Origin of the sequence: Candidatus Tisiphia endosymbiont of Dioctria linearis (assembly GCF_964026545.1) — a bacterium.
Classification (GTDB): Bacteria; Pseudomonadota; Alphaproteobacteria; order Rickettsiales; family Rickettsiaceae; genus Tisiphia.
In genome coordinates, this window is sequence record NZ_OZ032156.1 from 411064 (window position 1) to 437196 (window position 26133).

Annotated in this window: 28 protein-coding genes, 2 tRNA genes and 1 pseudogene; 16 read left to right on the plus strand and 15 right to left on the minus strand. The window is 32.1% G+C overall.

Going from position 1 to position 26133, the window contains the following annotated elements:
* The first annotated feature begins 136 nt into the window (after positions 1-136).
* Together parC and cyoE are read left to right on the plus strand one after the other, a co-directional pair.
* The gene (parC, locus tag AAGD42_RS01930) at positions 137-2350 is read left to right on the plus strand and encodes a DNA topoisomerase IV subunit A (RefSeq protein ID WP_341753064.1); all 2214 of its coding nucleotides are present in this window, start codon (positions 137-139) and stop codon (positions 2348-2350) included.
* 56 nt (positions 2351-2406) lie between these two features.
* Entirely contained in the window at positions 2407-3288 is an 882-nt protein-coding gene (gene cyoE / locus AAGD42_RS01935) for a heme o synthase (RefSeq protein ID WP_341753363.1), read from the plus strand.
* 187 nt (positions 3289-3475) lie between these two features.
* Here the strand turns inward: cyoE and AAGD42_RS01940 are convergent, their stop codons facing one another.
* Entirely contained in the window at positions 3476-3862 is a 387-nt protein-coding gene (locus AAGD42_RS01940; RefSeq protein ID WP_341753065.1) for a hypothetical protein, read from the minus strand.
* A gap of 169 nt (positions 3863-4031) precedes the next feature.
* On the opposite strand from AAGD42_RS01940, the gene tolB reads away from it, so the two are divergent.
* The 7 genes from tolB (at position 4032) to AAGD42_RS01980 (ending at position 9630) form a co-directional block, all read left to right on the plus strand.
* Positions 4032-5357: a Tol-Pal system beta propeller repeat protein TolB gene (tolB, locus tag AAGD42_RS01945; RefSeq protein ID WP_341753066.1), complete on the plus strand. Its 1326-nt coding sequence runs from the start codon at positions 4032-4034 to the stop codon at positions 5355-5357.
* Positions 5358-5364: 7 nt separating this feature from the next.
* A tRNA-Thr gene (locus AAGD42_RS01950) sits at positions 5365-5440 on the plus strand.
* A 35-nt stretch (positions 5441-5475) separates the two neighbouring features.
* On the plus strand, positions 5476-6015 hold the full coding sequence (locus AAGD42_RS01955) for a DUF1543 domain-containing protein (RefSeq protein ID WP_341753067.1): 540 nt from the start codon (positions 5476-5478) through the stop codon (positions 6013-6015).
* A 308-nt stretch (positions 6016-6323) separates the two neighbouring features.
* The gene (locus tag AAGD42_RS01965; RefSeq protein ID WP_341749965.1) at positions 6324-6446 is read left to right on the plus strand and encodes an AbrB/MazE/SpoVT family DNA-binding domain-containing protein; all 123 of its coding nucleotides are present in this window, start codon (positions 6324-6326) and stop codon (positions 6444-6446) included.
* A gap of 685 nt (positions 6447-7131) precedes the next feature.
* Positions 7132-8055 carry a DUF2608 domain-containing protein gene (locus AAGD42_RS01970; RefSeq protein WP_341753068.1) on the plus strand — a complete coding sequence of 308 codons (924 nt, stop codon included), beginning with the start codon at positions 7132-7134 and terminating at the stop codon, positions 8053-8055.
* A complete protein-coding gene (locus AAGD42_RS01975; protein ID WP_341753069.1) occupies positions 8039-8872 on the plus strand; it encodes a DUF2608 domain-containing protein in 834 nt (277 codons plus the stop codon). The genes AAGD42_RS01970 and AAGD42_RS01975 overlap by 17 nt, the downstream gene beginning before the upstream one ends.
* Positions 8869-9630, plus strand: coding sequence for a 3'(2'),5'-bisphosphate nucleotidase CysQ (locus AAGD42_RS01980; RefSeq protein ID WP_341749962.1), 762 nt, complete (start codon positions 8869-8871; stop codon positions 9628-9630). Before AAGD42_RS01975 ends, AAGD42_RS01980 begins: the two co-directional genes overlap by 4 nt.
* Positions 9631-9861: 231 nt before the next feature.
* On the opposite strand, the pseudogene AAGD42_RS01985 reads toward AAGD42_RS01980, so the two are convergent.
* The 5 genes and pseudogenes from AAGD42_RS01985 to AAGD42_RS02005 form a co-directional block, all read right to left on the minus strand.
* Positions 9862-10227 (minus strand): annotated as a pseudogene (locus tag AAGD42_RS01985) (ATP-binding protein); the annotation flags it as partial.
* Between the two features lie 27 nt (positions 10228-10254).
* The gene (locus AAGD42_RS01990) at positions 10255-10776 is read right to left on the minus strand and encodes an IS630 family transposase (protein ID WP_341749620.1); all 522 of its coding nucleotides are present in this window, start codon (positions 10774-10776) and stop codon (positions 10255-10257) included.
* Positions 10740-11111 carry a helix-turn-helix domain-containing protein gene (locus AAGD42_RS01995; RefSeq protein ID WP_341749594.1) on the minus strand — a complete coding sequence of 124 codons (372 nt, stop codon included), beginning with the start codon at positions 11109-11111 and terminating at the stop codon, positions 10740-10742. Before AAGD42_RS01995 ends, AAGD42_RS01990 begins: the two co-directional genes overlap by 37 nt.
* 25 nt (positions 11112-11136) lie before the next feature.
* Positions 11137-11283: an ATP-binding protein gene (locus AAGD42_RS02000; protein ID WP_410520941.1), complete on the minus strand. Its 147-nt coding sequence runs from the start codon at positions 11281-11283 to the stop codon at positions 11137-11139.
* Between the two features lie 317 nt (positions 11284-11600).
* A tRNA-Gln gene (locus AAGD42_RS02005) sits at positions 11601-11675 on the minus strand.
* A gap of 326 nt (positions 11676-12001) precedes the next feature.
* Here AAGD42_RS02005 and AAGD42_RS02010 point away from each other — a divergent pair.
* Positions 12002-12130, plus strand: a complete 129-nt coding sequence (locus AAGD42_RS02010; protein ID WP_341753070.1) for a hypothetical protein — start codon at positions 12002-12004, stop codon at positions 12128-12130.
* Positions 12131-12598: 468 nt separating this feature from the next.
* On the opposite strand, the gene AAGD42_RS02015 is transcribed toward AAGD42_RS02010, so the two are convergent.
* Positions 12599-12850 (minus strand): hypothetical protein, encoded by a 252-nt coding sequence (locus AAGD42_RS02015; RefSeq protein ID WP_341749949.1) that lies wholly within the window; start codon positions 12848-12850, stop codon positions 12599-12601.
* 373 nt (positions 12851-13223) lie between these two features.
* Between AAGD42_RS02015 and AAGD42_RS02020 the strand changes: the two genes are divergently transcribed.
* Entirely contained in the window at positions 13224-13889 is a 666-nt protein-coding gene (locus AAGD42_RS02020) for a helix-turn-helix transcriptional regulator (RefSeq protein ID WP_341753071.1), read from the plus strand.
* 28 nt (positions 13890-13917) lie between these two features.
* The gene (locus AAGD42_RS02025) at positions 13918-15657 is read left to right on the plus strand and encodes an aminopeptidase P family protein (RefSeq protein WP_341753072.1); all 1740 of its coding nucleotides are present in this window, start codon (positions 13918-13920) and stop codon (positions 15655-15657) included.
* Between the two features lie 88 nt (positions 15658-15745).
* Here AAGD42_RS02025 and AAGD42_RS02030 read toward each other — a convergent pair whose 3' ends face one another.
* From AAGD42_RS02030 to AAGD42_RS02060, 7 genes are all read right to left on the minus strand, one after another.
* The gene (locus AAGD42_RS02030) at positions 15746-16507 is read right to left on the minus strand and encodes an ABC transporter ATP-binding protein (RefSeq protein ID WP_341753073.1); all 762 of its coding nucleotides are present in this window, start codon (positions 16505-16507) and stop codon (positions 15746-15748) included.
* 4 nt (positions 16508-16511) lie between these two features.
* A complete protein-coding gene (locus AAGD42_RS02035) occupies positions 16512-17285 on the minus strand; it encodes an MlaE family ABC transporter permease (RefSeq protein ID WP_341753074.1) in 774 nt (257 codons plus the stop codon).
* Positions 17275-18375, minus strand: coding sequence for an alanine racemase (locus AAGD42_RS02040; RefSeq protein ID WP_341753075.1), 1101 nt, complete (start codon positions 18373-18375; stop codon positions 17275-17277). The genes AAGD42_RS02035 and AAGD42_RS02040 overlap by 11 nt, the downstream gene beginning before the upstream one ends.
* 9 nt (positions 18376-18384) lie before the next feature.
* A complete protein-coding gene (locus tag AAGD42_RS02045) occupies positions 18385-19293 on the minus strand; it encodes a ribose-phosphate diphosphokinase (RefSeq protein WP_341753076.1) in 909 nt (302 codons plus the stop codon).
* Positions 19294-19654: 361 nt separating this feature from the next.
* On the minus strand, positions 19655-20236 hold the full coding sequence (locus AAGD42_RS02050) for a phospholipid-binding protein MlaC (protein WP_341753077.1): 582 nt from the start codon (positions 20234-20236) through the stop codon (positions 19655-19657).
* A gap of 13 nt (positions 20237-20249) precedes the next feature.
* Positions 20250-21011 (minus strand): VacJ family lipoprotein, encoded by a 762-nt coding sequence (locus AAGD42_RS02055; RefSeq protein ID WP_341753364.1) that lies wholly within the window; start codon positions 21009-21011, stop codon positions 20250-20252.
* Positions 21012-21022: 11 nt separating this feature from the next.
* Positions 21023-22054: a methyltransferase domain-containing protein gene (locus AAGD42_RS02060; protein WP_410520942.1), complete on the minus strand. Its 1032-nt coding sequence runs from the start codon at positions 22052-22054 to the stop codon at positions 21023-21025.
* A gap of 370 nt (positions 22055-22424) precedes the next feature.
* Here AAGD42_RS02060 and AAGD42_RS02065 point away from each other — a divergent pair, with 370 nt between their 5' ends.
* Positions 22425-22670 (plus strand): palindromic element RPE2 domain-containing protein, encoded by a 246-nt coding sequence (locus AAGD42_RS02065; protein WP_341753079.1) that lies wholly within the window; start codon positions 22425-22427, stop codon positions 22668-22670.
* Here AAGD42_RS02065 and AAGD42_RS02070 read toward each other — a convergent pair.
* Positions 22661-22795, minus strand: a complete 135-nt coding sequence (locus AAGD42_RS02070) for a ribbon-helix-helix domain-containing protein (protein WP_341753080.1) — start codon at positions 22793-22795, stop codon at positions 22661-22663. The two genes, AAGD42_RS02065 and AAGD42_RS02070, sit on opposite strands and share 10 nt — an antisense overlap.
* A gap of 136 nt (positions 22796-22931) precedes the next feature.
* Between AAGD42_RS02070 and AAGD42_RS02075 the strand changes: the two genes are divergently transcribed.
* Genes AAGD42_RS02075 through waaA form a run of 3 tightly spaced genes read left to right on the plus strand, consistent with a single transcriptional unit; the run spans position 22932 to position 26049 of the window.
* Entirely contained in the window at positions 22932-24134 is a 1203-nt protein-coding gene (locus tag AAGD42_RS02075; protein WP_341753081.1) for a pyridoxal phosphate-dependent aminotransferase, read from the plus strand.
* The gene (locus AAGD42_RS02080) at positions 24131-24772 is read left to right on the plus strand and encodes a lysophospholipid acyltransferase family protein (protein WP_341753365.1); all 642 of its coding nucleotides are present in this window, start codon (positions 24131-24133) and stop codon (positions 24770-24772) included. Before AAGD42_RS02075 ends, AAGD42_RS02080 begins: the two co-directional genes overlap by 4 nt.
* A complete protein-coding gene (gene waaA, locus AAGD42_RS02085) occupies positions 24769-26049 on the plus strand; it encodes a lipid IV(A) 3-deoxy-D-manno-octulosonic acid transferase (protein ID WP_341753082.1) in 1281 nt (426 codons plus the stop codon). The genes AAGD42_RS02080 and waaA overlap by 4 nt, the downstream gene beginning before the upstream one ends.
* Positions 26050-26133: the final 84 nt, after the last annotated feature.

The following is a 26133-nucleotide window of genomic DNA, read 5'->3' on the forward strand; positions in this document are numbered from 1 at the left end:
AAAAATTAGTAAAATATAGAACCATTAAAATAAAAAGTATAATTTTTACTATTTAATACTATTTTTGTATTAGTGTGAGTATATATTTAGGGTATTATACTATCGGAATCGGAAATAAATATAAGAAAAAGTTTTTATGACCAATGATACTAAAATAGAACATATAGATTTTGGTAATGCATTATCAGAGCGTTATCTCTCCTATGCTCTATCAACAATTATGTCAAGATCCTTGCCTGACGTTCGTGATGGGTTAAAACCAGTCCATCGTAGATTATTATATGCTATGCTGCAATTAAGGTTAGAACCAGCCTCAGGCTATAAGAAATGTGCAAGAGTTGTCGGTGATGTAATCGGTAAATATCATCCGCATGGTGATGGTGCAGTCTATGATACATTGGTACGTCTTGCCCAAAGTTTTTCTCTCAGATATCCATTAATTGATGGGCAGGGAAATTTTGGTTCTATTGATGGCGATAATGCAGCAGCTATGCGTTATACGGAATCAAGAATGACAGAAATCTGTACTTTATTAATGTCAGATATAGATCAAGATACTGTTGATTTTCGTGCTACCTATGATGATTCAGATACTGAGCCAGTAATTATGCCTGCTATGTTTCCTAATTTATTGGCTAATGGCTCAGAAGGTATAGCAGTTGGTATGGCAACAAGTATCCCCCCACATAATTTACATGAATTATGTGATGCACTAATATATTTAATTGACCATCCTGAATCAAAGGTCAACGATATTTTGCAATTTGTCAAAGGTCCTGACTTTCCAACAGGTGGCATAATTGTGGATAGAATTGATTCAATCCACCAAGCCTATAGTATAGGACGTGGTAGTTTTAGAGTAAGGGCAAGATGGGTCAAAGAGGATTTAAGTTATGGTTTATATCAGATAGTAATTACTGAAATACCTTATCAAGTACAAAAATCTAAACTTATCGAACAAGTAGCTGGCTTGTTAAAAGACAAAAAAATTCCTTTGATCGGTAATATCAGGGACGAATCGACAGAAGATATAAGGTTAATTATTGAACCTAGAGATCGTAATTGTGACCCTAATGTAATTATGGAGTCATTATTCAAATTAACTGTTCTAGAAAATAGAATCCAGCTTAATATGAATGTTATAGGTTCAAATAATATTCCTAAAGTAGCTAATATACTGGAAATATTGCAGGAATTTTTATTACACCGACAAAATATTATTACTCGTAGATCCAAATTTCTTATTGGCAAAATTGAACATAGATTGGAAATTCTTAAAGGTTTAAGAATAGCTTACCTAAACTTGGATGAAATAATCAAAATTATTCGTGAAGAAGATGAGCCTAAACAAATAATGATCGCTAAATTTAGTTTAACTGATCTGCAAGTTGAAGCAATTCTCAATACAAGGTTGAGATCTTTAAGAAAATTGGAAGAACAAGAAATTATTAACGAACATACTTCGCTGGAAAAAGAACATGCAAATCTGCAGAAAATTTTACAGGATCCGAATGAATTAAAGAAAATAGTTAAGAAAGAAATAAAAATGGTGCAAACAAAGTTTGGATTTACTACTAAATTAGGCATGCGTCGAACTAGTTTTGAAGAGGCTAATATTGTCGCTCAGATTGTTGATATTTCAGCTTTTATAACCAAAGAACCTATCACCATAATATGTTCCAAAATGGGATGGATTCGTTCTTTGAAAGGTCATAATAATGATTTATCAACTGTAAAATACAAAGAAGGCGATGCAGAAAACTTTATTCTTGAGGCTTATACTACTGACAAAATCCTTATATTTAGTGCATCGGGGCGTTTTTTCACTATTCTAGGTGATAATATATTTAGAGGGAAAGGCAATGGAGAATCGATAAAGCTGATTATAGATATTGGTAATGAAGAAATAGTGAGTATGTTTGTTTATCAGCCCACTCAAAAACTTTTACTAGCCAGTAGTATTGGCAAAGGATTTATTATTGATTCAGATGAAGTAGTAGCCCAAACTAAACTTGGTAGGCAAATTATGCAAGTTCCTGAAAATCATTATTGTATTACTTGCTTACCAGTAGATGGTGATTGTCTTGCTTGTATAGGTGAGAACCGGAAATTATTAGTATTTAATCTAAATGAAGTACCAATAATGAAACGAGGACAAGGCGTAATTCTGCAAAAATTTAAAGAAGCCAAACTGATGGATGTTAAGATATTTGACAGTAGTTTAGGATTAAGCTGGAAAATAGGAGAAAAGACTAGGGTAGAGAAAGATCTTTTACCATTTCGTGGACGACGAGGCTCTGTTGGCAAAATCCCTCCTAGTGGATTTCCTAGAAATAATAAATTTTCTTGAGATAAAGATATATGAATAATTCCTCTAATTATATTAGACCTCTTACAAAACTAGAGATGAATACTAGTCAAAAAAGGTCTAATAGCTCGGTTATGGACTATATTATGCTGATGAAACCTAGAGTGATGGCACTTGTAGTATTTACCAGCTTTTCTGGTTTATGGCTTGCTTCAGGCGTAATTCATCCATTTATAGCGTGCATTGCTATGCTCTGTATTACGCTTGGAGCTGGTAGTAGTGCAGCTATTAATATGTGGTATGATAGAGATATTGATGCCATAATGAAACGTACTCAAAATAGACCTCTAGTTACCGGGGTTATAGAACCACGGGACGCTTTAGCTTTTGGTGTGGTTGTTGCCTTCTTCTCAGTTTTTCTGATGGGTCTTTGCGTTAATCTGCTATCGGCTTTATTGTTATTAATAACCATATTATATTATGTCTTCATTTATACTATGTGGCTAAAACGTTCAACCATGCAAAATATAGTTATTGGTGGGGTGGCAGGTGCATTACCGCCTATGATTGGTTGGGCAACGGTGACTAATGAGATTTCTCTTGGCTCTTTTTCTTTATTTATGATTATTTTAACCTGGACACCACCGCATTCTTGGGCATTGGCAATTTTTCGCTCAGAAGACTACAAAAATTGTGGTGTTCCGATGATGCCGGTAGTAAAGGGAGATTATTATACTAAGAAACAAATTCTTGCCTATAGTATAATTATGTTTATTACTACATTTATGCCATTTTGCTTAGGAATAAGTAATCATTTATATTTGCTTACGGCATTTATATTAGGTCTAATTTTTCTATATTATGCTGTTTCTTTGTTTCGTGATAAAGATAATAAACAGGCTAAGAAATTATTTGCCTATTCAATATTTTATCTTTTCAGTATTTTTTTAACATTGGATTTTTTTCGAAATTATAGCTAATCTGACGCTATTTGCGAGGAGGCTTAATCTAAGAAGTAATCTATTTCTAATGAATAATGGATTGCCACGCCACCTACGGTGGCTCGCAATGACGACTTTTCTAATTTATTTTCTTAAACTAACGCCTATGCACAATGACGAGATATATGACCTGTAAATGCCATGTGTAAGGTGAGTTATAGTTAATTCAGGAGAATTGGGTAGCAAGAACGACGAGTGATGACGTCACCAACTTCTCATCAATTGCCTCTAAACGTCTCATGGCTATTAGCTCATCAACAAGGGAAACATTTTGACTAGTGGCATTAATATGGTTTTTCACCTTTGCTTGTAGTTTGGATAAAGCTTGATTAGGAGTGGTAATATAAATTGTCTCATCCTTCATATGTAAGATAATGTCATCTCCTGCCATTAGACTAAGATTGTGACGAAAGATTGATGGAATAATGACTCTGCCACCATCCCCTAATTTTGTACGTATAAATTCCATAATACCCATGCTAGCGATTTGTGCATAATATAACATTTTATGCCATAATCTGTTGATTGTATCCTGATCATTTATGAATGTCAAATATTACTATTCTTGCTATGTCGATAACAAGGTATAAGTATCTCTTCATTATTTTCACAAAATTTATTATTTTTTACCTTCTAATACTTAGTGTTTTACAATTTATCTGCTATAGTATAGCTAATAAAAAAATTGATATAATTTGTTAAAAATGATCTAGGTGGGATTAGTGGTCAAGCATTTATTTGTTATACTGTTATTAGTTGTTAATTTTAATAGTTATGCAATAGAAACTATAGTTATAGAACGTGGACATGTTGATCCAATGCCGATAGCCATTAATAAATTTGATGCAGATAATAGTGGCAATAATGTAATTGGTGCTGATATAATTAGTGTAATATCTAATGATCTAAAGAATTCTGGCATGTTTCGCCCGATTTCTACGGCTTCTTTTATAGAACAAATTGTAGGGGTAAAACATAAGCCTCTTTTTGCTGCTTGGCGACAAATTAATGCTAATCTGCTAATTAATGGTGAAGTTATCAAACTATCTTCTGGTAAGCTAAAGGTTAGTTTTATATTATGGGATGTAAGTTTAGAAAAAGATCTTATAGGTGAGGTTTTTGAAGTACCAGCAAATTTATGGCGTAGGGTGGCACATAAAATAGCTGATAAAATTTACGAAAAAATTACTGGAGATTCAGGTTACTTTGATACGAGAATAGTATATGTATCAGAGAGTGGACCTTATCTAAAGCGAGTAAAGAAAATAGCTATGATGGATCATGATGGTGCTAATCATCAATATTTGTCAGATGGTAAAAATCTAGTTCTTACTCCAAGATTTTCGCCGCAAGCAGATAAAATTATGTATTTATCGTATGTACGAAAGCAAAAACCACATGTTTACATTCGTGATCTTAAAACGGGTAAAGAAAAATTGGTTGGTAATTTCCCTGGTATGTCCTTTGCTCCAAGATTTTCACCCCAGGGGGATAAGGCTATAATGTCAATAGCACGAAATGGGGCTACCCATATTTTTGAAACTGATTTGAATAGTATGGTGACTAAACAATTGACCAATGGTATTGGTATTAATACTTCTCCTAGCTATTCACCGGATGGCAGTAAAATAGTTTTTAACTCTGATCGAAGTGGATCAAGGCAATTATATATTATGAATTCTGATGGTTCAAATGTTGAACGTATCAGTTTTGGTGGAGGAGTTTATGCGGCACCAAGTTGGTCGCCTAGAGGGGATTATATAGCTTTTACTAAAATTTCTAGAGAGGGTTTTACCATTGGGGTGATGAAATCTCTTGCTAATGGTGAAGAAAATAGTGAAAGAATTATAACTAGCGGGTATCTGGTTGAAAGTCCTTGCTGGTCAACCAATGGTAGGATAATTATGTTTGCTAAAGGTTGGCCTCCTAGAAACAAAAAAGCCGGGAGAAATCGTATATATTCCATTGATTTAACCGGTTATAATGAAAGAGAGATTCTTACTCCTCAAGATGCTTCTGATCCAGAATGGTCAAAAATGTTAAATTAACACCATTGCCGGTATAGCTCAGTTGGCAGAGCGACGCATTCGTAACGCGTAGGTCGGGGGTTCAATTCCCTCTATCGGCACCATAAATAATCTTATTTGTTTGTTGAGAACTTTTTATATGCCACAATTTCAGGATTTTATGTTTAACTATCCTAAATTGGGTATTTTTTACCTTGGTGGTAAGATTGAAGGATGCAATATAGAAATACATGATGTGGTTTTTGTAATTGGGAAATCAAATATAGATATGTCTCAACAGATTAAAGGCAAATGGATTGGTACACCTGAATCCTTGCATATTGATTCTTGGTTTATAGCGGATAGTATGGATGGTTTTAATATTCATATTCAGGAAACAAAACCTACAGCTAGTGAGAATCATTTGTTTTTTGTAAATCTTGGTTCATATAAAAATAATTCCTTTGGAGAGTACCATTTTATGACCTTGGTAGTTGCCCAATCAAGAAGTGAAGCAATTGAAAAAGCAAGAGAGAAGGCACCGAAGAACGAAGAAATGCAACACAGCGATAATATCCATGATATAGATGAATGTATAAGAATTTCTGAAGTTAGCAATTATTATATTGCTCTTGAATATACTGGTATAAAAAAAGAAAGTAGCATAGTTAATGGTTATCAGAAACTAAAAAACCATTAATCATATCTCCGTAGACCTCTTGCAAAACTCTACTTCTGCTGGTAATTTGGACAATGATGCGGTACTCGAATCCTCACGTACATTTAAGTACGCTGCGGTTCTGCGTTCCGCGTCTCCTTCAAATTCCTCAGCATAAGCGAGTTTTGCAAGAGGTCTAGTGAACGTTTACGGTTTTTTTATGATGATGAATGAAAATTGTAGGGTATGCCTTGTTATCGACAGCAATTTATAAGTTTATTGTGTAATTTATTTAAATGACATATTATATTAAATGTTAAACTATTTAAATAAACATTTAGGTATAGATTGTGGAAAAACTAATAACAAGTATGGATCAACATGGTAGAGTATTAATTCCGTCAGAAATAAGAGGAGTGCTTAATATACAACCTGGTGATAAAGTTAATCTAGGTTCTGTGAACAAAATTTAGATTACTAGATTTCGACTCTTTTTAGCTGCAAATTATAAGATTTTTTTGAAATAAAACTAACTATTCCGGCAAAAATCTTATTAATTTTCGCTTAAAAATACTCAAAATCTAAACAATTAAAATTTTGTTCACAGAGCCTAGGAATTTATAAGGATGAAGTAAAAATAATTAGTGCTAATAAAATAATAGATGAGATGCATGCAATTTTTATAAAAAATCAAACTGATAAAAAAGATTCAATGGTGGATGATTTTATAAACAAAAAGCATGAAGAATACCAGATAGAAGAATTGAGAAATATAAAAAATGGCTAATAAGATAGTATTTGATTCTTCCGCAATAATTAAAAAAACAAAATAGTATGGTTTATCCTTAGGCGATAGGGGTTGTATTGCTTTAGCAATGTTTAAAAATTATTCTATACTTACTTGTGATGATATGGCAAAAAGTTGACCTTGATATTAGACCTCTTGCATAACCTAATCTAATTGGTAATTTTGTTGTCAAAACTCGTCTCCGTTCCTCACGTACATCTTAGTATGCTGCGGTACTCGACTTCGTTTTTCCTAAAAATTCCTCAATTATCTTTAGGTTATGCAAGAGGTCTATTGAATTCATAATGGCAAGATAATATACCTCTTTTGAAACTCTACTTTTGCAATGACTAAAAATAAGAGCAAATACCATGTTAACTAAAGAAACTAAATTAAAACTATACGCTTCTGCTTTGAAAAGTATCAAATTATGCAATAAATATATTGCTTCCATACTACTACTATTACCCTTAATAGCAAATGGCAAGATTGTTAAGACTAATAGTTTAGAACAAATAAATAATGAATATCAAGAATTATGCAATAATTATCCCCCGGAGGATATCCTACTGGTTTTAGGAAGAGACAAAGTTATATTCAAATCATTTTTTCCACCAATTAACCAACTGAATAAAAATGAATTATCTAAACTATCTGAATTATTTAAATCAGTTAAAGCATCAAAGGTAGTTTATATTGATACAATATTGTTTACAGAGTATAAAAATGAGTTATTAGATAGCAATTTACCTAAATTTATAAAAGGTATAATGGATAAAGGAAGTCCAGTAATTGTTAGTGACCGTAGTTTAACTGGTAACTTTAACAATATAAAGAAATTAGAAATATGGAAGGCTGATTATTTAAAAAAATTCAATATTGATTTATCTAATAGTTTTCCTCAACATAACTATCTTATTTTTAATAATATGGAGCCTTTTGATAATACTTATCAGACATTTTATCAAGGTATATTGAGCAGCAATAATAGTCCTCTATTTCGGTTAATATTAAACTTTTTAATAGAAGTGAAGTTCATGCCAAAAGTTCTAATAATGGTTGATGAAAATTCTAGTGAGTTAAATTCAATGGAAAGTCAACTGAGAAATTATGACGATAAGGTAATGTTTATTGGTTATAATTATCGATTATCTGATACAAAAGAATCAATATTCAACTCTCATGATTTTGTAAAATTATTTAATGAGTTGATTAATAAGGTAAATGCAACAAAAAGAAGCAATGTTAAAATTAAGAATCAGAAAAACATAAATCCATATGACAATAAAAAATAACCTTTTATTAAAATTATTATTAATTCTTGTTATGCTACCATATACGAGTTATGCAATAATCATTCCCACTTATTCTATAGATTCTGTTACGGTAAAAAATTTATTTGAAAAAATTAATGGATCTAGCTTAGTGCTAATCAATATTGATGATACAATAATTACACCTAAGTCTAATATGTTTCGTTATGCCAATCCTTATGCAGGGTTTACCGAGGAGCTTGCTGCTTTAAAAAAGTATCGCTCCAATATAGATGAAGTAATTGCTAAGTTGCTACTACAAAGACAAGTTATGTTGGTAGAAGCTAATTGGTCGAAATTTATTGATAAGCTAAAGAGTTCTGGGGCTTTGGTTTTTGGTTTTACTAAAATTAACCCAGCATGTAGAAGGATTGAAAATTATGAGGAATGGCAGTATGAGCAACTAAGTAGACTTGGTATTAAATTTACTGATAAAGTTAATAATAAAGAAATATTAAAATTTGATGAGAATGATAAAAGGTCACCAATTTTTTATAAAGGCATAATATTTACTGATTTTTTAAATAAAACTCAGGCACTATATGAGTTTATGCGTATCACAAATATTTTACCTGATAACATTATAATTTTTGAGAATAAAAAAAGTGAATTAAATGATATAGATAATTTTCTAAAGACAGTTGATCTCAATTATTATGGTATAGAATATTTAGCTGTTATAGAATTAAAGGGTACTCCACAGGATAATATAGTGAAGTTGCAACAAGAAGTATTATTAAAAACAGGAAAATGGTTAGAAGATGATGATGCTAAGCAATTTATAGAAAATAACAAATGATGGTTAATTTAATTAGGTCGTTAAAAAGTTTAATTACCGATGCTGGAAGAATTGCTCTAATGACAAGAGATTTAGGGCTAATAGTTTGTTATAAAGAGGATAATTCACCTGTAACAAATGCTGATAAGGAAATTAGTAATTTTATATATAATGGTTTAATGGAATTAACACCTAATATTCCTGTAATTTGTGAAGAAAGAGAGATAGTTACTTTAAATGAAGAGCAATTTTGGTTGATTGATCCTATTGATGGTACAAAAAGTTATATAAAAGGTGAGGATACATATACAGTAAATATTGCCTTGATAAAAAATGGTATGCCTGTTATTGGCTTTATCTATCAACCATCCATGCAAAAATTACATTATACAGATGCTAATAATGCTTTGAGGGTTGAACAAAATGACGTGGAAGTAAGTTTTGATGCCTTACCTAGAAATCACTACAGTGCTGTTGTTAGCTCACGTTGGTTCAATTTAGATACCAAGAGTTTTTTAGAAAAACATTTAATTACCGAAATAGTTAGCATACCAAGCTCTATTAAATTATGTTTAATAGCGGAAGGAAAAGCCGATATTTATCCCAAATTTGGAACAACTATGGAATGGGATATCGCAGCAGGTCATGCACTAATTAAAGCTAATGGTGGGAATATTATTGATCTAGATGGCAATGAATTAATTTATCAAAAGAAGAATTTCCAGAACCCTCATTTTTATGCTTATAGTCGATATTTTCCTATTTTTACTTCATTGTAATATTATGTTTCTTATATTAGCCTATATATAGAGGTTAAGATTTGATCTGATAGACACTATAAATTTATCATCTGATTGTCAGTTAAGTTTTGACTATCAGATGAATATATAATATCTCATTTTTTTATACTTCTTGCTAATAATACTTTATTTACTTCATCATATGTCAATAAGCGTTGAAAATTGACCCAGCAAGTGCGTCCAATTTTGCCCCACTTAAATTACAAAATATTAGCTCTTTTTTTTCATACGGTAACTCTCATTTCCAGTTTCTATAATATCGCAATTGTGACAAATTCTATCAAGCAGTGCTGCTGTCATTTTGTTACATCCAAATACTTGAGGCCATTCGGAAAACATGAGGTTGGTGGTAATTATGATTGAAGTATTTGAGTGTAACTTAGATAGCAAATGAAAGATAAGCTGACCACCATTTTTAGAGAATGGTAAATAACCAAGTTCATCAAGTACTAAAACATCCATTTTTTCTATTGAACATGCAAGCCTTCCTGCATGACCAGCAACTTTTTCACATTCTAGTTGGTTTGCTAAATCTACAAGATTAAAGAACTTTGATTTATAACCCTTTCTTACTGCCCTTGCACTATAGTAAAAGCAGTTAAGTTATGTTACAGCAAAGAATGCACAAATGGTGTTATACAATTCTTGTGAAAGCCCGATTTTTTGTTTAATCCACCTTTTCATATTAGCCCAAAATTTCTCTATTGGATTTAGGTCAGGAGAGTAAGGTGGTAAAAATATTACCCTACATCCTACTGATTCTATTAAATCTTTAGTCTTCTTAGACTTATGAAAAGCAGCATTGTCTAAAATCACAACTTGACCAGCTATAAGCTCTTTTATCAAAAATTGCTCTACCCAATTATTAAATAGTTCGGTATTACAGGTGCCATTGAATACAAAAGGGGCTATAGATTTATTACCTACCAAACCTGCTATAATATTCGTCCTTTGGTAATACTTCCCACTCTTCTTTGCTTGTAGTGTTTGACCTTTCTTTCCCCAACCTCTATCTTGGGTAATGTTCATCTCTATTCCGCTCTCATCTATATACACAAGCGCATCTGTAGCTAGATCTTTGATATCTTCTAAATACTTACATCGCTTTTCAGCATTAGCTTCCACATAGGTAAAGGCTTTTTTTTATAACTAAATCCCAATTGTCTTAGCCAATATCTTGCCCCACTAGCGCTTATCCCAAATTTCTTACCAATATCTTCCGTTTTGCTATTAGGATTTTCTTCTACATACTTGATAAAATCATCCATTTCTATACTAGGCTTTGCTCCTTTATACTTCCTTGCTTGATAATGACCTTCTTTCTTATACCTTACATGCCATGTATTTACTGTTGTAGGGCTCAATTGAAAAACTCTAGATGCTGACCTTTGACTATTTCCTGCTTCTAGATATTTTATTACTTTTTCTCTTAAATCTATACTGTATGGGCTAGTTGACATTTTTCATTTTATATTATCACAATCACTAACATAACTCAACTGCCTTTACTATAATGGCTATAGCAAGGTGCGTTTTGCCGGTACCAGTCCCTCCAATTAACACTATATTTCTAGAACTATTAACAAACTCACAACTATATAAATGTATAATTTGCTCTTGGCTTATTGACATTGATGGATTTCTTAGCAGATAGCACCTTAACTAGAGAAGAATTTTTGCATAAGAAAGCTCAATTAAAGGAAAGACAATATGAATTAACTGAATTAATTAAGAGTTATGACAAAGTAGATGATAAGCTTTCTAAAAAGCTTGCAGACCTTATATGTATCAGCAGAAACGCCTATGAAACTTTTAGAGGTTCGACAATTGCTGAAAAAAGGGAATTATTAAATTTTATATTTTCGAACCTAACACTCGAGGGCTGTAAGATGCATTACGTTCTGGCTTTTCCATTCACAGAATTGCAAAAAGTAGCAAGTTGTACTGAATGGCTGGGGCGGATGGATTCGAACCACCGAATGACGATACCAAAAACCGTTGCCTTACCACTTGGCTACGCCCCATCACTCTAAGAATCTTATAGCAACAAACAATTCTCTAGTCAAATAATTTATACAATTACCTTACACTTGATGCAATTCACAATGATATAGTATAACATAATTATAGCTAACCCTAATAATGCCAGTTTAGGATAAGTGATTAGAAAGTATAAAGTTGAAATTAGATTTTTTAATGGAATAGCTAGTCAAACAAGCTAGGCTCTGTGAACAAAATTTAAATTACTAGATTTCGACTCTTTTTAGCTGCAAATTATAAGATTTTTTTGAAATAGAACTAACTATTCCGGCAAAAATCTAAAAAAGATTATAGCAAGTTTACCGAGTGGATGTTTAATTTATCTGAACGAAATGGGCATAATAAAACAACTGTTGCAGTAGCTAATAAACTAGCAAGGGTGGTGTTTGCAGTACTCAGTTCAGGTAATGATTATATCGAGAGTAAAGTTTGTAGCTAAAGAATTGATACAAATAGTTGACGAGATGATATTATAGGTAAGTAGAAATTTAATAGATTCTAATCCGGAATATGCGAAAGAATGATAATATTGATGGTAGATAAGACGAACCTTAGCTTACGAAGAAACTGAACCGGACAATAGATCTTTAGAAGTCGACAAAATGATAAGTATAAGTTTGTAAGCCAGCGAATTCCATCAGGGCTATAGGGTAAAATTAAAGTAATTTATTAACTATAAGCCGGATACATGACTGCATTCGATTTTGTTGCTGTTATATATTATTTTTTTCTTGTATTATCGGATAGATCCATACATGACTATATATGACAAACTGCCTGAAAGAAATCAGAGAAATTACAGCTTCTAGGCATCTGATTTTACTATACTTTTATCCTCTTGTTCCCATTTTCTTTGATTAAGTTATAGCCCTGGTTCACAAATTCAAATCAATTAACTGTGTAGTTATTAGCTAAAAGTTTTTTGCAGAAAAAGTATGACTAAAAACCATATAGTAATCAAACATATCCAAAGTCCACCTCTAATATCATATGTACGTCTGATTAGAATTTTTAGAGCAGCCTCCGTCTTTTTAGCTTCTTTTATACAATCTGACCTCATAGCAATTATGTAACCTGATATAGTCATAATCTTACTATATAGCTGTTTTAGATCTTTATCATTTATATTGAATTTTTTATCCTCAAGATCATTTTGCACAAAACCCCCTGATTATGATTATAGGAAAGGTATTCCTATTAATTATTGAGTAAAATAATAATTTAGGTTGCATTTTTAATAAAAAAGTTACTAAATAATCAAAAATATATTTGATTATCGGGTAAATATTGTATATATTCATAAAGTATTTCCTTTTATGGCTGGGTTTTTAGGGTTAATTAACATTTTTTGTTATATTCAACTTACATACGTTAACAGGGTTGAATTTATTAGTTATGATTCCTAAAGCTTATCTTAGCAAAAGAATTTCTTAGGTTCATTTGATAAGGTGAATAACTTTACTATGAGGTTTTTTTTCTGTCAAGAAAAAAAACCGTTTTTCACGGATAAATTTTATAAAAAATTATGTTCAATGGATTGGTTTGAAAATATAAAGGAATTCCTTACAACAAAAATGAAGGATGAAGGGCTAAAGGTAGGTAAACTATCTGATGCTTCAGAGGTTCCTGAAACTACTATGAGAAAGATGCTAGATGGTCGGCGTCCTGAGATAAAAAACATAATCAAATTAGCTAATTATTTTGATTGTTCTATTGACGAAATGTTAGGTAGAAAGGAATTCGTCTCTAGCGAAAAACAACAATATACTCCACTATCTAAAGAAGAATTAAGTTCTAATTTAAGGAGTTTTATCAATAAGGAGCTAGTCAAAAACGGTTTAACTCAGTCTGAGTTAGGGAAAAAGCTTGGTTTTAGTGAAGATGCATTCCGTCCTTTTCTAAAAGAAGATGAGAATACTCAAAAAATGCTAGTTACTGATACAGTGGTAGCTGTTGCTAATTATTTTAAAGTATCTATTGATGGAACGCTCGGTAGAGTTCCACAGCTTACAAAAGAACAACAGATAGCAAGATTACAGGATAATTTAAAAGGTCTAAGTCCTGAAGCTCTAAAAGCCGCTCAACTTATTGGCAAATCTATCAAAAATGATATATCTAAGGTTTCGGCTGATGAAAAAGCTGCACCCCGCCATGTTAGCTCTGTAACTAAGAAACCGCATAGTGAAAGAAGCAGATAATTCTTTTGGGTAAATAGTAGGTTGTTTAATGCAAGAACGTATCCGTAATATTAGAGGACTATTTGCTAAGTATAAAATAGATGGCTATATAGTACCATGTAACGATCAATATCTTAATGAGTATGTTCATGAAAGTGCTAAGCGACTGCAATATATAACTAACTTTAGCGGATCAAATGGTATTGCGGTGATTTGCAAAGGTAAGGCGGTATTTTTTACAGATGGTCGTTATCTAGAACAAAGTAAACATGAACTAGATCAAGAAATTTTTAAGATTTTTGATATTAAAGATTTAGCACATTTTCCTTGGGATAACTATTTAGGTAATGATGGTATATTGGGATATGATTCGAAACTCTTTACTAATGTTAAGTTACAAACATTTTCTAAAATAAAATCCCGTTTACATAAGATATCTAATAATTTAATAGACCAAATTTGGTATGATAAACCTGATCAGCCATCATCAAAAATATATATTCATGATGATAAATTTTCTGGTCAATCATATAGTAATAAAATTGTCATATGCCGCAATCTACTAACTAAATATTCTGCCGATACGATGATTGTTACTTCAACAGATTCAATATGTTGGTTATTAAATCTCAGAGCAAGTGACACTCCATATTCACCATTGATGCTCGCTATAGTTCTAATCACTCAAGACCAGCTATATTTATTTACTAACCCGAATAGAGCTAATCAAGAAATTATGATTGCTCGCCCTGACATAACTATTTTATCGGAAGAAAAGTTTGCCGGTATATTGGGTCAGACTAATAAGGTTCTCGTTGATGAAAATTTTGTCTCAAGTTACATTATGGATTTGCTCAATAATAAACTAGTAGAAAAAATTAACGACCCTTGTCAACTATTTAAAGCAATTAAGAATGATATTGAGATTAAACACGCAGTTAATTTTCATATTAATGACGCGGTAGCACTATGTGAATTCTTGGCATATTTGTTTGAGCTACCAAATTTACAAGAGCAAACTGAGTATGATTTAGGAGAAATATTAACTGAATTTAGATCTAAGCAAGATCAATATGTTACGAATAGTTTCCCAACTATATGTGGTTTTAAGGAAAATGGTGCGATAATTCATTACCGAGCAACAAGCCATCAAGCAAAAAAAATCTTAGGTAAAGGTATATTATTAATTGATTCTGGTGGACAATATAAAGGCTGTACCACTGATGTAACCAGAACCTTTGCTATAGGTGACCCTACCGAGGAACAAAAATTACGTTATACTCAAGTTCTTAAGGGACATATTGCTCTATCGATGATTAAGTTTCCGGTTAATATTACTACAGGAAGCCATTTAGATGTATTAGCTCGACAATTTTTGTGGAGGGATGGGCAAGATTACCCGCATGGTACAGGTCATGGGGTCGGTAGCTTTTTAAATGTCCATGAAGGACCACAAAATATTAATTTACGCAGTAACGTGATTTTACAACCAGGTATGATTGTGTCCAATGAGCCGGGTTACTATAAAATCAACGAATTTGGTATTAGAATAGAAAATTTGATGTATATCAGAAATAGCTTACAGGATGTAAATTATTTAGAGTTTGATACTCTTACTATGGTTCCTTATGCAAAGGAATTAATAGATTATAAAATGCTAAACGAAGATGAAATACGTTATATAAAACAATATTATCAAAAAATTAAACAACAAGTTTATCCCCTACTGTCAATTAGGGGACAGAAATGGTTAAGTAATCAATTATTCTTCCCATATAGTTCCAACTAACATTACGTCAAATTCACAAACGTCATTGCAAGAAGGCGTAGCTGACGAAGCAATGATATTTTGTACTTTAACTTTTTTCCATGAACACTCACACCTCAATTGGTCCAGTAGTTAAACCATTAACAAATTGTTGCAAATAGGGATTATCACTATTTTTTATCTCATCTTTTGTTCCAAACCATAAAATCTTCCCTTGATAAATCATAGCAACCTCTTTAGCTATCATATAAGCACTATTCATATCATGGGTTATAGTAATGGTAGTAGCTTTTAGCTCTTCTTGAACTTTAATTATGAATTCATTAATAACATTAGCCATGATAGGATCAAGACCGGTAGTTGGTTCATCAAGAAAAAGAATCAAAGGATTACCACAAATAGCCCTAGCTAAAGATACTCTTTTCTGCATCCCCCCAGAAAGTTCAGATGGATAAAGATTGAGTATCTTACTAGATAAACCTACCGAATTAAGTTTAGATGCCGCTAACTCTTGTTTATTTTTGGGAGATAATTTATACAATTTTTCAGCAAAAAACGTAATATTATCTTGAACAGTTAGAGAATCAAATAAAGCTCCCCCCTGGAATAGAAAGCCTATAGTTTCCATCATTTTAAATCTATCTTTATTTGAGATATTGACAGTCTCTACCCCATCAACAACTATACTACCTTTATCAGGCTGCATTAACCCAACTATCGTCTTAATTAGTACTGATTTACCAGTTCCTGAACCGCCAAGGATTACTATCGAACTATCCTGCTTTATATCCAAGTCTATACCATCAAGTACCTTTCGGTTACCGAAAGATTTATATAATGAGCGTATTTTTATTTTTGATTGGTTATTCATAACTTTAAAAAAAACATGCTGTTATTAAGTAATTACTGATTAAAATCAGCACCGAGGAACTTACTACCGCCGAAGTTGTAGCAGTTCCAACTCCTTTTGCTCCTGTTCCAGAGCAATATCCACTATAGCAACTTATTATTGAAATAATAAAACCAAAAGCTGCTGCTTTTACCAACCCAGAAATAACATCTATTGATTGTAAAAACTTAAAGCTATTTACTATATAACTAGAGCTGTTAAAATTAAGCTTATAAACACTTACCAAATAGCCACCCATTACTCCTAATACATCACCTATTAATACTAAACATGGTAAGGTAATAACTGCAGCTAGCACCCTTGGCAAAACTAAATATTTTATTGGATCAGTTGACAAAGTATAAAGAGCATCTATTTGTTCCGTCACTCTCATTGTAGCTATTTCAGCGGCAATTGATGCACCAACCCTACCAGCCACCATGAGACCTGCAAGAACTGGTCCAAGTTCTCTAGTTATTGACAGAATTACCACCGTAGCTATTGAACTTTCAGCCGAGAAACGAGAAAAACCTGTATAACTTTGTAATGCCAGTACAGCCCCAGAAAAAAAGGTAGTCATCGCAACAACTGGTAGGGAATAAAAGCCTATAGATAACAACTGCTTGAATAGTAAGTTGCCATATAAGGGACGCCTAAAAATACTAGTAACTACCGCTATAGTAAATAGAGAAAAAGCTCCTATAGTTTTTGCGAAAGCAATAGTATGTTTACCGAATAAATTAACTATATTAATAATCATTTGTATATACTCTCTTATATCTGTCACCGAGCATGGTAAGAATTTCATAACCAATGGTATTTATTATATTAGCTATTTTATCTGGGGTACAATAATCCCCTATAATCTCCACTTGTTGCCCTAAAAATATTTCATTTGGTGGTAGTTCAGTAACATCAATGGTAATTAAGTCCATCGACACTCTACCAACTACAGGAGCTAAGTAGGAACCAATACAAACTTCTCCACAATTGCTAAAAGCCCTAGAATAACCATCAGCATAACCAAGAGGCAAGGTAGCAATCAATCTATTACGCTTTGTTTTAAAAGTCATATTATAACCAATATAACTTTCTGGCGGTAATTCTTGTAATTGTATTATCGGAGCAGTCAGCCTAATTGGGTTATGCATCGGATTTTTCGAGGAAATTCCCAAAGGATTAAGCCCATATAATGCCGCACCAGGACGTATTAAGTCAAAATGATATTCTTGTCCTAGAAATATACTACTAGAATTAGCTAAGCTAGCTTTAGCTGTTGGTAAATAGTTTAGATAATATCTAAATTTTGTTAATTGTTGTAAATTATAAGGATTATCCGCTATTTCAGAGGCAGATAAATGACTTATAACATATTGTAATTCAAGACCAGATAATAGGTTAGGGTTATCTATGATACGTTGCATCTCTATGTCAGCCATTCCCAAACGATGCATACCAGTATCAACATGGATTGTACAGCGTAATACTTGTTGTTTTTCAGCAGCAAACTTTTGCCATATGGCAATTTGTTGTAAACTATTAAGTACCGGAATTAAGTTGCTATTGCCAAATTCCTCAACATCATTGTAAAATACACCATGAAACACAAAAATATTAGATTTTGCTCCTAACACTTTACGTAATTCTACCCCCTCATTAACTGAGTTTACAAAAAAATTCTGACAATTCTCCATCTGTAATGCTGGTGCGATAATATTGGCTCCAAGTCCATAGCTGTTAGCCTTTACCACAGCAGCAATTTTTGAATTTTTGCAAATTTCAGAAATAATACGATAATTAGTACGAATTTTTGCTAAATCTATTTCAAGAGTACAACGAGCATTGTGCATAATAAAATCCTAAATCCTCATAATTTTGTCATAATCTTGCATAGGTTGTAATGCTGCTACAATAATTGGAGTAACGGATATTATATGAAATTTAGAAGGTAAATCAGTAGTTTCTATAGTATCAGTTATATAGATGTTCATTATATCAGAATTCTCAATATTTTTCTTAGACGCCCCAGAAAGCACAGGGTGAGTTACAAAAGCATCAACAGATAATGCCCCTACTGCCATTAATAGCTTAGCCCCCTTACAAAGGGTTTCACCACTATCAACAATATCATCAATTAATAGACAATGCTTGCCTGAAACGTTACCTATTATTTCTGACATTTGGCATTGATCCTTACTATCCCTGCTTTTATTAATAACCGCCATATTCATGTTAAAAAGCTTATTAACTGCACCTATACGTACAAAACCACCAATATCTGGAGACACAATAATAGCATTATTATAGTTCTTAATAATCGGAGCAAATAAACTGATTGGCTCAAGATTTTGTATAGCAATTTTAAAAAATCCTTCTAATTGCTGTGAATGCAAATCAACAGTTATTATGCGATCAACCCCAGCAATTTCCAACATATTTGCTACCAAACGAGCAGGGACTGGAGAAAAATTATCATATCTACGATCTTGGCGACTATAGCCCAAATAGGGTATAACCGCAGTCACTTTTGAGGCTCCTGCCCTTTTCACCGTATCCACTAATAATAAAAGCTCCATCAAGTGGTTATTAGTTGGTCTAGAAATAGATTGCACTATAACAACATCACACCCTTGTACGTCCTCAAGGATTTGTACTTTTGTCTCACTATCGTCAAAAGTTGTAATGTAAGTTTCCACATATTGACAATTTAGCTCCTTAGCTAAATGTCTAGCTAATTTTTTGTGACTAAGACCTGCAAGAATTTTCATGCTAATTAATATAATTCATCAAACTCATCGTAGTATATACTAATTATGATGTGCACTAAGCATTTTATGAAAAATATTTTTATTATTTTTATACTAACCTAAATATCATTATTTTATACGTCGTTACTAGGCTCTGTGAACAAAATTTAAATTACTAGATTTCGACTCTTTTTAGCTGCAAATTATAAGATTTTTTTGAAATAGAGCTAACTATTCCGGCAAAAATCTTATTAATTTTCGCTTAAAAATACTCAAAATCTAAACAATTAAAATTTTGTTCACAGAGCCTAGGAGTGCGGAAATCCCACGACAAAGCAATCCACATAATAAGCTTCATGTTCACTGGCAATGACGAAAAAGCTTATGACTTCTTTACCAATTCATCTATCAATGTATCAAAACCACTATTACTGAGAATATTCATGAACTCTGACTGTTGGGAACTGATCATACTAACACCTTCCGTAATAACATCTGAAACTTTAAAACTAGAATTATCGCTTACATCTTTTTGACGTACCAAGTAGTTTACTTTAGCTGTTCCTATCAACATTTCTACCATAAACTCACCTTTATCAAGAATACGCACTTGTTCAACTTTAGGCTGTTGACCATGATAATTTTTCACCAAATCAGCATAGACTGTACTGACATAATTACCATAAACTTCTGTAAATTGTTTAATTTGTTCAGGGGTTAAAGTTCTTCTGTAGACACCAAGGGTAAATTTAGCCATCCAATCTAAATCCAGGTTAGCTAAAATTAGCATCTTACTCTTAGCAATTTTGCCATCTTGAGTTAAATTTTGATCATTAAATACCTCTAGCCCATCTTTTATTAGCTGATTAACATAGTTATCAACTCCCGCATTATTATCATTAACGGCTGAATAAGCTGACAAAGACAGGAAATTTAAAATTAAGCAAACAATAAATTTTTTCATAATTTTCTATAATTTAGTTAGGTTTAGGGCATTTAAATTGCTTAGGGTAGGCAATTACAGATTCCCGATTTTGATGCGTAGCTGACCTTACAGCTATGTAAGGATCGGTAGAACTACGTGTTATATAATCAGTAAATGGTAATAATCCTAACCTAGTATCTATAATTTGTACACTAGATACTACCATTTCAAAATCCCTATGTACCCTATACATTATAGGATTTAAATAACTATTTGTAAATACTGGATCTGTGAAATCTCTTGCATTAGTACCTCCAATAAATGGTAGGACTAAGTATGGTCCAGGTCCTACTCCATAATAAGCTAAAGTACTCCCCAAAGTTTGTTTGGTAACTTTTAAACCAATTTTACTTGCTACGTCAAATAATCCGCCTATACCAAATGTACTATTGATAAGAAATCTCCATATGCTCTTCATAGTTTGATCATAATTCATCTGTAAGCCATAATTGACAGCAGTCAAAGGCATAGCAATGTTATCTAGAAGACTACTCACTCTAGCTTTGGTATAATCATTAGTAACTTGTGAATAGCCCATAGTAATAGGTCGCAAAAACAGATAATCTAAAATGGAGTTAAAGACAAAAATTTTACGATTCAGTTTCTCATAAGGATCATAGACTTGCATACAACCATTCTTGGCACTATAAACATACTGAAAATCATCGTTATCTTGAGTATTTTGAACGTCCGCTATTACGGTTAGGTTAAAAAAGTTAAGTATAACTAATGCTAGTAATATAAATCTCTTCATTATAGGTTTCATCAATGATTTTTCTTACAAACCACCATATAGTATTTATCATTTTTTTCTATAACTAATTCCTCACTACTTAATACAGTGAATTTAGTTTGACTTAAAGCTTCCTTGATATCTGTTATAGCAAAAATAAATTCTTTTCTTTTTAATGAAAGATTTGTAACGTTATTTATTGGCAAACAAAATGCAAAATATCCTAATTTATCGACTATTGAATAAATATCATTAAAGTAAGTTGACAGATTCTTAGTAAAAGAAAGAGCGTTAAAACTTAATATCACATCATATTTATTAGAATGTTGCTTAATAAAGTCTGGTATAGAAACTTCTAGTATATTATCATAGATATTCATATTTAGGGCAAAAACATTCATGGCTTCTGAACTTTCTACACCAGTAAAAGTAAAGCTATCAGGAAAACGCTTTTTAACCTCAGCCCCCACTAAACCTGTATTACTACCTAGCTCCAAAATACGGTAATTATCAGGCAAATCTGTTATGCCACTCATAATCCTACTGACAAAATTATGAGGTAGGTATAGTTGCTTATTACTACAAAATTTATTGTTATAATATTCAGCCGTAAGATTTCTATATTGATGCCAAATTTGCTGAGAGATATCTGACAAATTATTATGATTTTGTAAGAAAGTCCCTAACTTTACTTGATCAAATTCAGAAGCTTTTTGTAGATGATACAAAGCCTTTTGATAATTATTTTTTAAGAAATATGTCCAACCAAGCCAGTAATTAACTTGGCAAGAATTAGCTTGGTATGAATTAGAAAAAAATTTATCAACCAATTTAAACCTTAATATAGCGTCATTTAAGTTATTCTTATATAAATGTTCTATACCAAGCTTTAAATTAGTTTCTTTTAAGTGTGTTACCTTGTATTTTACATCGGTAAAATAATTGATGAACGTAAAAATTTTCTCCATATACCAAGATGGAAAATTTTTGCAAAAACGATAGCATGATTTCATCTTATCCTTTATTAAACCGTAACTGTTATAAATAATTTTGCTGCCAAACATAAAGTCTATGAAATTTGATTTTGTGAACTACTTACCTTACGCATAAATCCCGTGACAATTTAAAAATTGCAGAAAAGTATAAGATGCTATTAGCGAGACCACTACGTGGTCGTGGCAATCCACATTCATTAGATTGCTTCGTCGCCACCAAAATGGCTCCTCGCAATGACACCAGGATATTTTTCCTATGACTTTTAAATGCCATGCGTAAGGTGAGTTAACTATATAATAGCATACATATTAACTAGCACTAATGACTTTGTCTATAATTATAGTCAATTGATGAGAAATTGGGGACGTCGTTACTCGTCTCTCCTAGCCCCAAATTCTCCTGAATTAACTATACATAAAATAAATCTAATATTTCTCTTTGCTCCACCATTTCTTCTCTTCTTGTGGTAATTCTGAATTTAAGGTTTCTGTTATTTCCACCATTTCTTCAATATATTTCTTAGATTTTTTCATAGCAGTAAAACTTTTTACGATAGCAACTTGTTCAGCTGGTATAGTCAATTCAGGAGAATTTGGGGCTAGGAACGATGGAGCGACGCCTATAAGTAATAGGCGAGCGACGAGTGACAACGTCCCCAACTTCTCATCAATTGACTATAACTGAAAACTACTCAACTCATGTATAATAGCTTGACGAATAAATTCGGTTCTAGATATCCCTAGTTTTTTAGCAGCTTCATTACTAGCTTTTGCTATAGTATCTGGTAAAGTAATAGATAAACTTGTCATATTGTTATTTCATATCAATTTATATATAAAATAATAATATAATAATTTAACTCGTTCAAGAATTGTTTTTTGAAAACAAATATAGTATATACTCTAATGATTTGAGTATACTTGATAAAATTATATAGGTTCTACTATGTCACTTATTGCTAAACGATTAGATTTAATAAAGCCATCCCCTACTTTGGCATTAGTCAAAAAAACATTTGAACTAAAAAAACTAGGCAAAGACATAATTTCTCTTGGGGCTGGTGAGCCTGACTTTGATACGCCAAATAATATCAAGGAAGCTGCAATTAAGGCTGTGCGAGATGGTTTAACAAAATATACTAATGTTGATGGTGTATTGGAGCTTAAACAAGCGGTACAGAAGAAATTCAAGTATGAAAATAATTTAGATTATGATTTAGACGAGATAATCGTATCCAGTGGAGGAAAACAAGTAATCTATAATTTGTTTATGGCATCCCTTAACCCCGGTGATGAAGTAATTATTCCTAGTCCATACTGGGTTTCATACCCAGATATGGTAATATTAGCTGACGGCATTCCGGTGTTTGTTAATTGTAACATGGAAAATAATTTTAAACTTACTGTTAATGTTCTAGAGCGAGTAATTAGCAAAAAAACTAAATGGTTAATTATTAATTCGCCGAGTAATCCAACAGGGGGGGCATATTCTTATCAAGAATTAGCTGATATTGCTGAATTATTACGCAAATATCCCAACGTAAATATTATGTCTGATGATATTTATGAGCATATTATTTTTGATGATTTTAAGTTTTATACTTTTGCTCAAGTGGCACCGGATTTAAAAGATCGAATATTTACGGTTAATGGTGTATCAAAAGCTTATTCTATGACAGGATGGCGTATAGGATACGGAGCTGGTACTAAATCGTTAATTAAGGCAATGGCTATTATTCAGTCACAAAGCACTTCTAATCCTTGCTCTATAAGCCAAATGGCAGCCATTGAAGCTTTAACTGGTCCTCAAGATTTTATTAAGTCTAATGCAAAAAACTTTCAAGAAAAACGTGACTTAACATTATCAATCCTAAATGATATCAAGGGTATTAGTTGTTATAAGCCGGCAGGAGCATTCTATTTATTCCCTAAATGTAATGAATTATTTGGGCTTAAAACCCCATCTAATAAAATTATCAAAGATAGTAACGATTTTGGAGAATATTTGCTTGAAGAATGTAGTGTGGCAGTTGTTCCTGGTATTGCATTCGGTTTAGAAAATTATTTCAGAATTTCTTACGCAACTTCGATAAAAAATTTGGAGCAAGCGTGCTTGCGTATAAAAAATGCTTGTCGTCAATTAAAATGATCAAGAAACTTCTTAAAAAGAATAATTTTGCACTTAGTGTAGTCACTAAATTATTGTATAGTTATTTGAGAGTGGTTTATTTTACCTGTCGTTGGCAGTTTGTTTTTCCAGATGGTTACAATGAACAGCAATTTTTAGCACAAAAAGGGGCAATTTTTGCTTTTTGGCATAACAGGCTCGCTTTGGGTCCGGGAATATTTACCGGTCATAAAGACATTCATGCCCTTATTTCTCCTCATTCTGATGGTAAAATAATTAGTGATATTGTCAATAAATTCGGCTTTGGGGTAATAAATGGCTCTACTAATAAAAATTCTGTGGTAGCTTTAAAAGCCATTATCAAAAAATTACATAATGGTAGTAATATAGTAATTACCCCAGATGGTCCGCGTGGACCTATTTACAAAATAAATAGTAATATTAACAAAGTGGCTCAAAAATATAATATAAAATTAATACCGGTTTCTTGTAAGGCTTCTAGATATTTTTTACTTAAAAGTTGGGATAAACTGATTATGCCGCTACCTTTTGGTAAAATAACGGCTTTTATAGGTTTGCCACTAATTTTTATAGGCAGTGAAAATCAAGATGATATTAATTTAGCCCAAGCATTAAACATCAGTGAAATAAACTCATGATCTATTTATATCATATCTTAAGTTTCCTATTTCTTCCACTATATGTTCTTTTACTGGTATTGAGAGTTATTGTTGGCAAAGAAGATATAAAGCGTATAGGAGAACGTTTTGCCATTGGGTATGCACATACTAAACGAAATGAAACTTTAGTTTGGATACATGCCGCCAGTGTAGGGGAATCTATGATAGCTCTTACCTTAGTTGAAAATATCAATGATCTTTGGCTAAAAAGAACGATGCCAAAAACCGCCTTAAAGTTTTTGGTTACTTCAGGAACCAAATCTTCTGCAAAAATATTACAACAAAAGTTACCTGTAAATGCTGTTCATCAACTAATTCCTATAGACAATATTATTTTTGTTAAGAAATTTTTTAGAAATTGGCAACCAACTCTAGGAATCTTTATTGAATCAGAATTATGGCCATGTCTAATTAGCGAAGGGAAGAAACATTGTAAATTATTATTACTGAATGCTCGTATTTCTGATAAATCATTTGCATCATGGAAAAAAATAAGCTCATTTTTTAGGGCAATCACCTCTAATTTTAGTGAAATTATTGTTCAAAGTAACATCGATTATGAAAAATTTATGCAACTTGGTATGACCAATATAAATAATTTAGGCAATATCAAATTTGCCAACAAAAAATTACCTGTAAATGAACAAGAATTAACAATTTTAGCACAATATATGAGTGCTAAAAGAATCATCGTATTTGCCAGCACTCATCTGGAAGATGAAACAGTATTACTGAATATTATAAAACCAATAAAACAACGATATCCAAATTGCTATTTTATTCTAATTCCACGTCATCCTGAACGTAAAAATGATATAGGGAAAGCGTGTACCCAACTAAATTCAACCTATAGTATCAAGTCTGAACAAAATATACCTATTCTGACTGATGATCTTTACATCGTTGATAAATTTGGAGAACTAGGATTATTTTTTAGCATATCTTATATTTCATTTGTTGGCGGTTCATTTAAACAAGGTGGACATAACGTACTTGAACCAGCATATTTTGCTAATTATATTATATTTGGACCAGATATGAGTAATTTTGCTAATATTGCTAATGAAATGCTTGCAAATAAAGCTGCTACGCAAATTCAAAACGAAAGTGATTTATTGAATAAAATGGAATATTTGCTATCTGAAACTGGTATCGAGGAAGCTAAAATTTATCAGACTAATGCCTTAGAATTTGTTAATAAAAACCAACAGATTTTAGGTAATTATTTAGCTATTATAGAAAAATATTTGTTATAGTCAATTCAGAAGAATTTGGGGCTAGGAGCGATGGAGCGACGCCTATAAGTAATAGGCGAGCGACGAGTGACGACGTCCCCAACT